Here is a 12,759-nt window from a genome sequence, read left to right on the forward strand (position 1 = left end):
GCGCGGATCGTGATCGATCGACCCGAGGGAAAGGCCGCGCGCGGCCTTTCCCGGACCATCTCCAAACCGGTGGCCGACCTGCTGGCGCTGCTGATCCCGCTCACGGCCGCGGCCTGGGCCTTTTCGCTTCAGCGGCAGTTCGGGCTGGGGCTCTACCCGCAGCAGTTCCTGGCCGCGATCCTGATGCTCACGCTGCCGGTCGCCTACCTGACGATGCCGGCCAGGCGCACCTTAGACGCGGTTCGCGACACGGTGCCCTGGTACGACGTGGCGCTCGCCGTCCTGTCGGCCGTGTCGGTCGGCTACATCGCGCTGCGCTACCCGCAGCTGGTGCTGATGATCTTCGCGCGCCCCGCCGAGGTCTGGGTGCCCGGCCTGATCGTCATCGTCCTGACGCTCGAGGCGCTGCGCCGCGCCACCGGATGGGCGCTGGTCATCATCATCTCGGTCTTCGTGCTGTATGCGCTGTTCGGGGACCTGGTTCCCGGTCGGCTGCAGGGCCGCCCGCAGAACTGGCAGCTTCTGGCGGGCTACATGGCCTTCGATTCCAACGGCATCCTCGGCCTGCCCATTTCGGTCGCGGCAACGGTCGTCGTGGCCTTCATCTTCTTCGGCACGCTGCTGGGCATCACCGGCGGCTCGCGCTTCTTCACCGACGCCGCGATGCTGGCGATGGGCCGGTTCCGGGGCGGCGCGATGAAGATAGCGGTCCTGGCCTCGGGGCTGTTCGGGGCGATCAGCGGATCGGCGGTGGCCAATGTCGTGGGCACCGGGGTCGTCACGATCCCGATGATCAAGCGCGACGGCTACCCCGCCCACAAGGCCGCCGCGATCGAGGCGGTCGCCTCGACCGGCGGACAGCTGATGCCGCCGGTGATGGGCGCGGCCGCCTTCCTGATGGCGGAATTCCTGTCGATTCCCTACTCCTCGGTGGTGATGGCTGCCTTGCTGCCGGCCATCCTCTACTACGTCGCGCTGTTCATTCAGGCCGACCTGGAGGCCGCGAAGCTGGGCATCCGGGCGGTTCCGAAATCGAACATCCCGGCGGCGCGCAACGTCGTCCGCGGCGTGCATTTCGTCCTCGCCTTCGCGGTGCTGATCTACCTTCTGTTCTGGGAAAGCTGGCAGCCGGAAAAGGCCGCGCTGGCCGCCACGCTGGTGCTGATGGCGACCGCGCTGCTGCTTGGCTACCGAGGCGAGCGCCCGCGCCCTGCCCAGTTGCTGGGTGCGCTCACCGTGACCGGCCACGCGGTGGTCGAGATCATCCTGATCTCGGCCGCGTCGGGCATCGTGATCGGCGTGCTGAACGTCACCGGCCTGAGCTTCAACCTGACCTACGCCCTCGTCCAGATCGGCGGCGGCAGCGCGATCGTGCTGCTGGCGCTGTCGGGCATCGTCTGCATCATCCTCGGAATGGGGCTGCCCACGCTAGGTGTTTACGTCCTGCTGGCCGCGCTGGTGGCGCCGGCGCTGATCCAGGTCGGGATCGAACCGATCGCGGCGCATCTCTACGTCCTGTATTTCGGCATGATGTCGATGATCACACCGCCGATCGCGCTGGCGGCGTTCGCGGCGGCGTCGATCGCGCGGGCGCCGGCGATGGCCACGGGCTGGGCGGCGATGCGGTTCGGCTGGTCCGCCTATGTGATCCCCGTCCTGTTCGTGTTCTCGCCCACGCTGATCCTGATCGGCGACCCGGTCGAGATCGGGCTGGCCATCGTGACGGCGGGCATGGGCGTCTGGCTGGTCTCGGCAGGGCTGGCAGGATACTTCGCGAACCGGCTGTCGCCCGCGATGCGGGGGCTGTTCATCCTGTTCGGGATCGCCGCGCTGATGCCGGCGGGGATGTTCCCCGGCGCCATCGTCAGCGACGTGGTCGGCGTGCTCGGCGGGGCCGGTCTGATGGTGTTTGAGCTGATGCGCAAACCCACGGTCGAGGTGGGCGCATGAGCGGTGTGGGCAGCGGCGAGCGCATCCTCGCGCTTCTGGGCCTGTTCTCCGAGGACCGGCCCGAATGGACGCCCGAGGAGATGATGACCGAGACCGGTCATCCGCGTCCCACGCTCTATCGCTACCTGAAGACGCTGAAGGAGGCCGGTCTGGTCGCCTCGTTGTCCGGCGCGACCTACACCTTGGGCCCGAGGGTGGTCGAACTGGACTTTCTCGCGCGCCGGTCCGATCCGCTGATCGATGCAGGCGCGCCGATGCTGCGCAGTCTGTGCGACGCATGGCCCTGCACTGCACTTCTGGTTCGCTGGTACGGGAACCGGTTGCTGTGCGTGGATTCGGAATGCTCGGCCGACAACCCGAAATCGAGCTATCCGCGCGGGCGGCCGATGCCGCTGGCACGCGGCGCGATCAGCCGCGCCATCATGGCCCATCTGCCGCGCCGGCAGATGCAGGCCAAGATCGCCGAGAACCTCGACCAGCTTTCGGCGCTTGGGCTGGGCGAGACGCCCGAGGCGGTCGCCGAGAGCTTCCGCGCGGTGCGCCGCGGCGGCTGCGCCATCGCTTACGGCGAGGTGACGCCGGGCGTCGTGGGCGTGGCAGCGCCGGTCTTCGACGCCGGGCAGTCTCCCGTCGCCGCGCTGGGCCTGACCTTATCCGAGAGCGCCGCAAGCGCCGATGCGCTGTCGGCGATCTCCGAGGCCGTCTGGACCAAGGCCGAACGCATCAGCGCACAACTTGCCGAACGCGGCGCGCCGCAGCCCGAAAGAACGCGCGCCTGACGGCGCGAAAGGAGAAGAAGCATGAAGAAGATCGACGTGTTCAACCATATCTGGCCCAAGCCGTTTCACGACGCCCTGATCGCCCATGTGGGCGAGACGACGGACATCACCCGTCGCTCCGAGGCTGTGCCGATGATGACCGACCTCGACCGTCGGTTCGAAGTGATGGACATGTTCGGCCCCGACTACCAGCAGATCCTGTCCCTCGCCTCGCCCCCGTTCGAGAAATACGCGGGTCCCGAAAAGGCGCTGGAACTGGCGCAAGTTGGCTCGGACAGCATAGCGGAGCTCTGCCAGAAGTACCCCGACCGGTTCCCGGGCTTCATCGGCACGGCAGTCCTGTCGAACCCCGACGCCATGGTCGAGGAGGCCCGGCGCAACATCGAGGACTTGGGCGCCTGCGGGATGCAGATCTTCACCAACGTCTCGGGCAAGCCGCTGGACCTGCCCGAGTTCGAGCCGTTCTTCGACTACATGGGCAAGTCCGGCAAGGCCGTCTGGATGCACCCGGCGCGCGGCGCGAACTTCCCCGACTACCTGACCGAGGACCAGTCGGAATACGAGATTTGGTGGACGCTGGGCTGGCCCTACGAGACCTCGGCCGCGATGGCGCGCATGGTGTTCTCGGGGCTGTTCGACCGGCATCCGGGCCTGAAGGTGATCACCCACCACGCCGGCGGCATGATCCCGTTCTTCGAAGGGCGCGTCGGCCCCGGCTGGGACCAGATGGGCGCGCGCACGACCGACCGCGACCTCGCCGCCGTGCGCAAGGCGCTGAAGCGGCCGCACCTGGAGTATTTCAAGGATTTCTATGCCGACACCGCCTCGTTCGGGTCGCGCAAGGCGATCGAGCACGCGATCGAGTTCTTCGGCGAGGATCACGTGATGTTCGCGTCGGATGCGCCCTTCGATCCCGAGAAGGGTCCAATGTACATCCGCGAGACGATCCGCATCCTGGACGAGCTCGATGTGACCGACGAGGTCCGGCGCAAGCTGTACCAGGACAACGCCGCGAAGCTGCTGGGCCTGACCGTATGAGCGCGCCCGTGACCGATCCCGCGGCGCATTTCATCGCAGGGCACTTCGTGGCCGAAGGCACCCTGACCGACAGCGTGAACCCGGCCGACGACAGCGTCGTCGGGCAGGCGCATGCCGGGTCGGCCGATCTTGTCGGGCAGGCCGCCCGCGCCGCGCGCGAGACGTTCTTCCGCACCGCGTGGTCGGCATCTCCGCGGCAGCGGGCGCAGGCGCTGTACGAGTTCGCCGACCGTCTCGAGGCCGCCAGGGAAGAGATCGCCGACTTGGTCGTGGCCGAGAACGGCAAACTGCGCCGCGAGGCGCTGGGCGAGACGATGGGCGCGATCTCCGAGGCGCGCTACTACGCGGGCCTCGCGCGCGGCATCCGCGGCACGATGCAAGAGGTCATGCCCGGCCAGATGTCGCTGTTCCACCGTGAGGCGGCCGGCGTCGCGGCAATCATCGTGCCATGGAACGCGCCGGTGACGCTTCTGGTGCGCTCGCTCGCCCCGGCGCTGGCGGCGGGCTGCACCTGCGTGATCAAGCCCGCGATGCAGACGCCGCTGGTTCATGCGCGGATCATGCGCTGCCTGGCCGATTGCCCGTCCCTGCCCGCCGGCGTGGTCAATTCGGTGAACGAGAGCGGCATCGAGGTCGGACAGGCGATGGTGGCTTCGCCCGACATCGACCTGATCTCGTTCACAGGCTCATCGGCCACCGGAAAGGCGATCATGGCCGGGGCGGCTCCGACGCTGAAGCGCGTGGGGCTGGAACTGGGAGGCAAGGCGCCGGCGGTGATCTTCGACGACGCCGACCTGGATCAGGCGGTCAAGGAACTGACCTACGGCGCGTTGAACATGGCCGGGCAGATCTGCGTAGCCGCGGCGCGTTTCGTGGTGCACGAACGGGTGGCCCCGGCGTTCGAGGAAAAGATCGTCGCCGCCTTCCGCGCGGTGCGCACCGGGCCGGGCAGCGATCCGGCCAGCGGCATGGGCGCGCTGATCGACCGGGCGAACCAGAAGCGCCTGATGGCGCTGATCGAGCAGGCGGGCGACGAGGGCGAGTTGATCCTCAGGGGGGCGCCCCTGGAGCAAGGGGCCTTCCTGACCCCGACGCTGTTCCGCATCGACGACGTGTCGTCGTCTCTCGTGCAGGAAGAGTTGTTCGGCCCCATCGTCTCGATAGAGACCTTCGCCGACGAAGCGGAGGCCATCGCCAAGGCCAACGCCACGCGCTACGGGCTTGCCGCCAGCGTCTTCACCCGTGACATGGGCCGGGCGATGCGCGCCAGCCGGGCGATCCGCGCCGGGACGGTCTGGCTCAATTCCCACCTGAGGCTGTTCGCCGAGGGCGAAACCGGCGGCTACGGCCAGTCGGGCCTGGGCCGGCTGCACGGGATCGAGGGGCTGTACGACTTCATGGAAACCAAGCACATCTATATGGAACAGGGGGTCCTGTGAGCGATTACGACGTCATCGTGGTGGGCGGCGGCCCCGTCGGCATGGGCCTGGCCATCGAGCTGGGCCAACGCAACGTCCGGGTCTGCGTGATCGAGCGCTATCCCGAGCCCCAGCCGGTCCCGAAGGGCCAGAACCTGACCCAGCGCACGACCGAGCATTTTCATGCGTGGGGGTGCGAACGTGAACTGCGCGCCGCCCGAACCATTCCCAAGGATGCCGGGATCGGCGGCATGACCTGCTACGGCACGCTTCTGACGGAGTACAACTACGACTGGCTCAACCGCGCGCTGGTGCGCGACTACTACTTCACCGCTAACGAGCGTCTGCCGCAATACGCGACCGAAGCGGTGCTGCGCGCGCGCGCCGCGCGGATCGAATGTGTCGATCTGCGCTATGGCTGGACGTGCACGGGTGCAACGCAGGGCGCGGAGGGCGTGACGGTCGAGATCAGCGCCCGCGACGGTTCGGCGACCGACACGGTGCGCGGGCGCTACGCGGTGGCGTGCGACGGCAGCCGGTCGGTGCTGCGTGAGGCGGCAGGGATCACGCAGACCCTGTCGGATCACGACCGCCTGATGGCGCTTCTGGTGTTCCGGTCGCCCGAGCTTCACGACCTGCTGCGGCGCTTTCCCGGAAAGGCGTTCTTCAACGTGTTGCACCCGGACCTGGAGGGCTACTGGCAGTTCTTCGGCCGGGTTGACGAGGACACCACCTTCTTTTTCCACGCGCCGGTCCCGCCGGGCACCACGACGAACAACTTCGATTTCGCCGGCATGCTGCACCGGGTCGTCGGGCAGCCTTTCGCGGTCGAGCTCGACTACGTCGGGTTCTGGGATCTTCGCTTTGCCATCGCCGACCAGTACCGACGGGGCCGGATTTTCGTCGCGGGTGACGCGGCCCATTCGCACCCGCCCTACGGCGGCTATGGCATCAACACCGGTTTCGAGGACGCGCGCAACCTAGGCTGGAAGCTGGCCGCGCGGTTGCAGGGATGGGGTGGCGAGACGCTGCTCGACAGCTACGATCTGGAACGCCGGCCGGTCTTCGCCTCGACTGCCGAGGATTTCATCGCGAAGTTCATCCGCGAGGACCGCGCCTTTCTCGAAACTTATTCTCCGGACACCGATCGCGCCGCGTTCGAGCACACCTGGTTCACCCGCAACGAGGGAGCCTCGGAAGTCGCCGCGTTCGAGCCGAACTACGAGGGCTCTCCGGTCGTGTTCGGCCCACCCGGCGGGGTCTGCAGCGCCCGAGGCGATCACGACCACCGGGCCCGCGCCGGTCATCACCTGTCACCGGCCCCCCTGGACGGAGGAGGCAACGTCTACGACGCGCTCGGGCCCGGTTTCTCGCTGCTTACGGCCCAAGACGGCCCGGCCCCGCACGCGCTTGCCGAGCAGGCGGCATTGCGGGGCGTGCCGCTGGGCGTCGTGACGGGCGTCGACATGACCCGCTACGATGCGCCGCTGGTTCTCGTGCGACCGGACGGCTACGTCGCGTGGGCGGGCACACGCATCGACGACCCCGGCGCCATGCTGGACCGCCTCGACGTTGGGGTGGCAACGGCGCGGCCCTGACCCGAACGCGCCGCAGGGCGGAGAGACCGCTGCGAGTCCGGGATACGGGGACGTACAGCAAACCTCTGCACCACGCCACGAAGGCCGGGTCCGACACTGGTCCCGAAGCGCCTGCACCTAGGCGTCAAAACCCTGACGCAGATGGTTTCAGTGCGGACCTGCGCAATCTCTCCAGGTGGCCCGCTTCCAGCGCCTCAGGATGTATGGCGCCCAATTGTGCCGGCATTTCCGGCAGATCGAGGATGTGCGCGATCGCGAACCGATGCGCTCCGCCGCCACTGCGCAGGCATGTGCCGTCGCGCGCTATGTGAACCAGCGTGGCACCGTGCGCGCGCCGGTAGTGGAACTCGGGCAACTCGTCCATGTCCAACATCCGGCCGCGCGCGCGCGTTTCCTCGAATATACTGTCGAGTTGACGGTAGCGCGCCACGAGCTCTTCCCCCGATCGGCAATCATCCGGCACAAGCCCCTGATCGATTTGCCGCATCAACTGCCGGAAAATCGGCGTCTCTTCCCAGTCGGCGCCGTCGATCCAGCGCATGCGACAACTGACAAGCTTGAGGTGGTCGGCCACGGGATGCCGATGCAGGTCCCAGTCCCCGCCCAGAACCATACCGCTTTGCTGCCGCCCCAGCCTACGACCTCCTTTCTTACGGGCATAGGAATGGGTTATGTCCCGCGGGCGCGGATAAACCGCCATCGCCGACAGGGGCGCATGTGCGCCGTAACGCAACCTGTTCGCTAGATCGCGCACGGTCTGACGGTAAACCTGCGCTTCGACAGCGCGACGGAGCTGCTTCACGAGCGAGGGGGGCGACGGGGATGACATGTGCCTAGCAGTCCCAAGTGCTTGCTTCTTCCAGGAGAGCTGACACGCTAAACCGCCGCGTCTTCCGGTTTCAAGCACTTGTGGGCCAAGGGGTGGCGCGGACCCGGCCAGGGTCTTGCGCGCCGCCGGCACCGCCGCGCAAGACGGCTGGGCTTTTGCACGCGAGGTTGACAGGACGGGAACGCTGATGTTTCTCGGCCAAAAGGGGTTGCGGCCCCCGCAACGAAAGGGCCTGATCCTCCATGATATCGGGTGTCGTTTTCATCACGGCCGGAGAACCCTATACCCGCGATGCCTGCGCCGCCGCGCGCAGCGTTCGCGACAGCAATCCGGCGCTGCAGATCGACCTGTTTTGCGATGCCGCCGCCGCAGTGCCCGACGGGATCTTCGACCGGATCCACGTCATCGACACGCCCCATCGACGCTCGAAGGTCGATTGCCTGCCGCTCAGTCGCTTCGATCGCACGCTTTACCTGGACAGCGACATCCGCGTGGTGGCCGACCTGAGCAGCATGTTCGCCCTGCTGGAGCGGTTCGACTTTGCCGCCGCGCATGCGCATGCGCGCAACCGCAGCCAGACGAACGCGCGCTGGCGCCACGACATACCCGACGCCTTTCCGCAACTGAACGGCGGCGTGCTGCTATACCGCAAATGCGACAAGGTGCAGGAACTGCTGCGCGATTGGGCGCAATCCTTTTCGGATGCCGGGTTCGCCAAGGATCAGGTCACATTGCGGGAACTCGTCTGGCTGAGCGACGTGCGGCTTTTCGTTCTGCCGCCGGAATACAATGTCCGCTATCCGAAATACCTCAAGGTCTGGGATGAGGACGAGGCCAAGGCGAAGATCCTGCATTTCAAGACGTTCAACTCGGCCGAGGACACGAACAGGCGCAAGAGGCCGCTGAAGTCGTTGTTCGGATTGTTCAAAGGCTGAGCGATGCCGATCTGCACGTTCCGTCAGACGGTCCTCTTCTTCGCCCACATCCCCAAGACCGGCGGATCGAGCGTGGAGGCTTACCTGCGGCAGAAGGGCGACCTGTCGCTTTTCGGCGAACCGAAAGTGTCCGGAATCCACAGGCAGCACCTGACGCGCGACCAGGTGGCGGCGATCCCTGGCCTGCCTGTATTCGATTACCGCTTTGCCGTGGTCCGCGAACCGGTATCGCGCATGGTGAGCGAGTTCCTCTGGCGTTCCGAGCCGTTGAAGCCGTTGCAATGGCTGGCAAGACCCCTGGCGCGCGCAGAGGCGCGCCGGATCAAGGTGCGGGGCCGGAAACGTTCGCTTACCTTTGCGGAGTGGGTGCCGCTGGCCCTGGAGGAGGCGTGCGAGTTCCCGGGGATGCGCGACAATCACATGCGGGCGCAGGTGGATTTCCTTGCCGCGGGCGATCGGCTTTTCGCGTTCGAGAAAGGGCTGCAGCCGGTATTTCGCTGGATCGACTACGCGACCGACGGCGCGCCTTCGGAAACGCCGGAAAGGCTCAAGGCCAACCGGTCGGCCAGGCCACAGGTGGACGCGGCCTCGCGCGCGCTGATCGAGGCGCATTATAACCGGGACGCCGCCCTACATAGGGACCTGCACGCGGGACGGGTGGTTTTCTGAAACCGCGAAGGCGCAATCACACGCTCAGACCCAGCCCGCGATAAAACGATCTCCAGCGGTCTATCTGCGCCTCCGAGCCGCAGGTTCGGATAGCGTGCGCGCGCAACTGCTCCGGTTCCACAAGGTGCGCGTTGTCCATGGCCGATATCATGGCCGTGGCGAAAGCGGCAGCATCGTTGCGCGGGACGAGCTGGCCCAGCGTGGGCTGGCCGGAAAGCAGTTCAGTCGGGCCGACTGTTCGCGTGCTGATGACGGGGCGTCCGGCGGCCAGCGCCTCCACGACGGGAAGGCCGAAGGTCTCGTGGTCGCTGGGAAGGCAACAGCAATCCACAGCATGTGCAAGGTGGCGGATATCCTCGCGCGAGATGTTGCCAAGCCTGACGATGCGTTCGGACGCGGTATGGCTGGCGATGGTCTGCTGATTGGCTTCCGGCATGGGGCCCGCGACGATCAGGCGCGCATCCGGCCGGTCCGGGGCGATCCGGCCGAACGCGTCAAGCAGCAGATCGAGCCGTTTTATGTCACGCCAGTTCGTCCACGCTCCGAAGGTGAAATGACCGGTGCAAAGCGATGTGTAACGATTGGGCTGCGGCGGCTCGAGGAATTCGAAATCGTCCGGCACCGGGTTCGGGATCGTGACGCCGTTGCTCAGGGAAAGACCAAAACGCTGTTCGATCGCCTGCAGGGTGCCGCCTGAAACAGCGGCGGTCGCGCCGGAGTTGCGAAAGAAGTGCCCGAGTGCGCGGTCGTCGAGCACGACGTCACGCCGCCCGTAGCTGGTGAGATGTTCCCACGAGGCAAAGGGACGCTTTATGCCATTGGCGATTCTCTGTGCCAGAAGTCCGCTCTGCGGAGCGCTTTGCAGGCCGCAGACCGCGGCTACTCGGTTCGCTCGCGCGGCCTTGATCAATTGCCGAACGCGATGCTGCGCCGCCAAACGGGGCCATCTTGCGATCAGCGCTCCGGGCGCGCGCATCTCGGCGTTGACATAGGTGAGTCCGTGGAAACCACTTAGCTCAGCGGTTTTACTCCCCAGCCCGTCCTCTATCGCATAAAGCAGAACATTGGCGTCGAGCGACAGATGATGTCGAATAGCGACCGGAAAAAGGCCCGCCTTGCGGCGGTCCGGGGTGGGCGCATCCTTGGTAATCAACAGGATCGTCGGCTTCATCCGGCTTCTGTAGCTGAAGATCGGCTCCGCGGCTACAGCAGAGCGACACCACTCTATCGCGCCTTCGACAGAACCGACCGCGTCGTACACGCCGCCGCGACCAATCGTGCCACGGCCGAGTACAACCCGTTCGCGTGCATCATGACAAACATGAAAGGATCGTTGAATGTCATCGATGCGGCGATCGACAAGAAGGTCAGGTCGGTCGTGGCGCTGTCCACCGACAAGGCGTCCAACGCGGTGGACCTGTACGGCTCGACCGAGCTGGCGTCGGACACGCTGTTCGTGGCGGACAATGGCTGCTCGGGGCCGCAGCAGACGGCGTTCTCGGTCGTGCGCTACGGCAACAACATGGGCTCGCACGGGTCGACCATTCCGTTCTTCATGTTGATCCGCGACAAGGGCGTGATCCGGATCACCGATCGCCGCATGACGCGCTGCATGATTTCTTTCGAAGAGGACGTCGAACTGGTCTGGCACATCTTCGAAGACAGGGTCGACGGCGAGGTTTACGCAAAGAGGATGCCATCCATGAAGGTGGCGGACGGCGTTGTTGCGCAACGCGCGCCTGAGGCGTGACAGCCCTTACCCCATTGCCCGTCATGCCCCGCCAGCTTCGGCAGGCCGGCGACCATCCCGGCGGCCTGGCGAAGCGGCAGCTTGAACAGGATCTTGAGCGAAAGGCAGAATGACATCGCTGTGCTCAAGGTTGGCCGGGATCTACCCGAGCGGAACGGTGAGCCGATAGATCACTCCCTCGGAATGATACTCAAGTTCTGCGTCGCCTTCCATTTCGTGCCCTACCACCCGTTGCAACAGCAGCGATCCGAAGCCTCGGCGTTCTGGCGGCGTTACGTCTGGTCAGCCAAACTCCTGCCACCGCACCCGGAGCCGTGGTGGCTTTGCGGTGTCATCGACGCACCATTCCAGGCTGACATGTCCTCCCGCCCCCTTGAGGGCGCCATATTTCGCCGCGTTCGTGGCAAGTTCGTGCAGCGCCAGACCGAACATCCGCCCCTTCTGGGCGGACAGGCGCACGGTTGGACCGTTGATGACGATCTTTTCGGATCGACTACTCCGGTGCGGCGCGAGGATCTCTTCAGCGATACGGCGCGGATCGGCGGCGTCACCGTGATCCTCGAAGACAAGGCCTTCCGCCTTCGACAAGGCTTGCAGGCGGCCCATGAACGCGTCCCGGAATTCCTGCGCCGAGCGACCCTCGACCCCGGTCTGGGATGCCAGCGCCTGCACGAGACCCAAGACGTTCCTTACCCTGTGCCCGAGTTCTCGCGCCAGAACCGATTCTCCCCGGGCACCTCGTTGAAGTGTACCAAGCCGTCGCATCCGTTCGACAGCCATGGCGAGAACGTTGGCGTAGGTGTGCAGAAAGTCGATCTCGTCCTCATCGAAATCGCACTCTTGGCGGGCATCGACCTCGAGCACACCGAAGGGTTCTTCTTCGCCGGCGATAATGACGTTGACCATGCTCTTCACCCCATGGCGCACGAGAAGGTCGGGGATCTCGAATCGATCCTCTTCTGCAACGCTTTTGGACACCACAGGCTCTCCGGTGAGCAGGGCATATCCGGCCGGCGAATTCCCATGATCCGCCAAGGTGGCATGGCCGACCACGCCGGGGGCCCAGTTGACGCCGGCCCGGAGCAGGAAGTCCTGACGGTCTGGCCGGTGCTCCAGCACCTTGACCAGATCCACCCGGAGTGCCTCGGAGACCAGTTCCGCCGCACGGGTCAGCAGCGCGTCGAGATCCTCGCAGCGGAAGGCGAACTGGCTGAAATCCGCGAGCGCCTTGAGCTGTGCTTTGAGGTCATCTGACAATGAGAAGAGTTTCCTTACGCGCGGGGCCGTCACAACTTACACCAGCGCGCAGCCTAATGCAGGACACGACAGTAAACTACAGCCGCACGCCATGTTTCTTCCGGGCCAAGTGGGGTTCAGTGGGCGTTGTTGCACAAGTCAGACGGCGAAGGATTCACTTTTCGAATCCATGGCGTTAGACGCGGTGCATGAGGAAGCCTCCTCCCGCCCGCTATCGCACCACGAACTGGTCCAGCTACAACGCATCACTGCGGAAGCGGGGATCGCTGTTGATCCGGGTCGACAAGGACATGACGTGGCGCGCGCCGCATGACGGTCGGCCGGGACGCCCGCCAGTGTTTTCCGATGCGGCCATACAACTCTGCCTGTCTATCAAGATCCTGTTCAAGCTGCCGCTTCGCCAGACCGCCGGGATGGTGGCGAGCCTGCTGAAACTGGCGGGGCTGGATTGGCCCGTTCCGGACTTCTCCACCCTGTGCCGGAGGCAGAAGACCTTGGCCGTTCAGGTCCCCTATCGCCGCGCCGACGGGCCGCTG

At 65.9% G+C, this 12,759-nt stretch carries 12 protein-coding genes and 1 pseudogene; 9 read left to right on the plus strand and 4 right to left on the minus strand.

From position 1 onward, the window contains the following. The first annotated feature begins 9 nt into the window (after window positions 1–9). Genes BLW27_RS13380 through BLW27_RS13400 form a run of 5 tightly spaced genes read left to right on the plus strand, consistent with a single transcriptional unit; the run spans window position 10 to window position 6,783 of the window. Window positions 10–1,950, plus strand: a complete 1,941-nt coding sequence (locus tag BLW27_RS13380) for a TRAP transporter permease (RefSeq protein ID WP_089883891.1) — start codon at window positions 10–12, stop codon at window positions 1,948–1,950. After that, window positions 1,947–2,729, plus strand: coding sequence for an IclR family transcriptional regulator (locus BLW27_RS13385; RefSeq protein ID WP_089883892.1), 783 nt, complete (start codon window positions 1,947–1,949; stop codon window positions 2,727–2,729). Before BLW27_RS13380 ends, BLW27_RS13385 begins: the two co-directional genes overlap by 4 nt. 21 nt (window positions 2,730–2,750) lie before the next feature. After that, window positions 2,751–3,767, plus strand: a complete 1,017-nt coding sequence (locus BLW27_RS13390; RefSeq protein WP_089883893.1) for an amidohydrolase family protein — start codon at window positions 2,751–2,753, stop codon at window positions 3,765–3,767. A gap of 8 nt (window positions 3,768–3,775) precedes the next feature. Further along, the gene (locus BLW27_RS13395; RefSeq protein ID WP_089883907.1) at window positions 3,776–5,206 is read left to right on the plus strand and encodes an aldehyde dehydrogenase family protein; all 1,431 of its coding nucleotides are present in this window, start codon (window positions 3,776–3,778) and stop codon (window positions 5,204–5,206) included. Next, window positions 5,203–6,783 carry an FAD-dependent oxidoreductase gene (locus tag BLW27_RS13400; RefSeq protein WP_245710877.1) on the plus strand — a complete coding sequence of 527 codons (1,581 nt, stop codon included), beginning with the start codon at window positions 5,203–5,205 and terminating at the stop codon, window positions 6,781–6,783. Before BLW27_RS13395 ends, BLW27_RS13400 begins: the two co-directional genes overlap by 4 nt. 124 nt (window positions 6,784–6,907) lie before the next feature. Here the strand turns inward: BLW27_RS13400 and BLW27_RS21710 are convergent, their stop codons facing one another. Further along, a complete protein-coding gene (locus BLW27_RS21710; RefSeq protein WP_245710878.1) occupies window positions 6,908–7,324 on the minus strand; it encodes a hypothetical protein in 417 nt (138 codons plus the stop codon). A gap of 530 nt (window positions 7,325–7,854) precedes the next feature. Here BLW27_RS21710 and BLW27_RS13410 point away from each other — a divergent pair. Together BLW27_RS13410 and BLW27_RS13415 are read left to right on the plus strand one after the other, a co-directional pair. Continuing rightward, window positions 7,855–8,547, plus strand: a complete 693-nt coding sequence (locus BLW27_RS13410; protein ID WP_089883895.1) for a glycosyltransferase family protein — start codon at window positions 7,855–7,857, stop codon at window positions 8,545–8,547. 3 nt (window positions 8,548–8,550) lie between these two features. Further along, the gene (locus BLW27_RS13415) at window positions 8,551–9,216 is read left to right on the plus strand and encodes a sulfotransferase family 2 domain-containing protein (protein WP_089883896.1); all 666 of its coding nucleotides are present in this window, start codon (window positions 8,551–8,553) and stop codon (window positions 9,214–9,216) included. A gap of 16 nt (window positions 9,217–9,232) precedes the next feature. On the opposite strand, the gene BLW27_RS13420 is transcribed toward BLW27_RS13415, so the two are convergent. Then, window positions 9,233–10,387 (minus strand): glycosyltransferase family 4 protein, encoded by a 1,155-nt coding sequence (locus tag BLW27_RS13420; RefSeq protein ID WP_089883897.1) that lies wholly within the window; start codon window positions 10,385–10,387, stop codon window positions 9,233–9,235. Between BLW27_RS13420 and BLW27_RS13425 the strand changes: the two genes are divergently transcribed. Further along, window positions 10,301–10,966, plus strand: a complete 666-nt coding sequence (locus BLW27_RS13425; RefSeq protein ID WP_177177901.1) for a polysaccharide biosynthesis protein — start codon at window positions 10,301–10,303, stop codon at window positions 10,964–10,966. The two genes, BLW27_RS13420 and BLW27_RS13425, sit on opposite strands and share 87 nt — an antisense overlap. A gap of 20 nt (window positions 10,967–10,986) precedes the next feature. Here BLW27_RS13425 and BLW27_RS13430 read toward each other — a convergent pair. Both BLW27_RS13430 and BLW27_RS13435 read right to left on the minus strand, forming a co-directional pair. After that, window positions 10,987–11,133, minus strand: a pseudogene (locus BLW27_RS13430) (transposase); the annotation flags it as partial. 115 nt (window positions 11,134–11,248) lie between these two features. Next, entirely contained in the window at window positions 11,249–12,223 is a 975-nt protein-coding gene (locus BLW27_RS13435) for a sensor histidine kinase (protein ID WP_177177902.1), read from the minus strand. Window positions 12,224–12,411: 188 nt separating this feature from the next. On the opposite strand from BLW27_RS13435, the gene BLW27_RS13440 reads away from it, so the two are divergent. Next, the coding region (locus tag BLW27_RS13440) for a transposase (RefSeq protein ID WP_177177903.1) at window positions 12,412–12,759 on the plus strand (348 nt) is incomplete at its 3' end.

The sequence above is a fragment of the Citreimonas salinaria genome (assembly GCF_900107235.1).
Classification (GTDB): Bacteria; Pseudomonadota; Alphaproteobacteria; order Rhodobacterales; family Rhodobacteraceae; genus Citreimonas; species Citreimonas salinaria.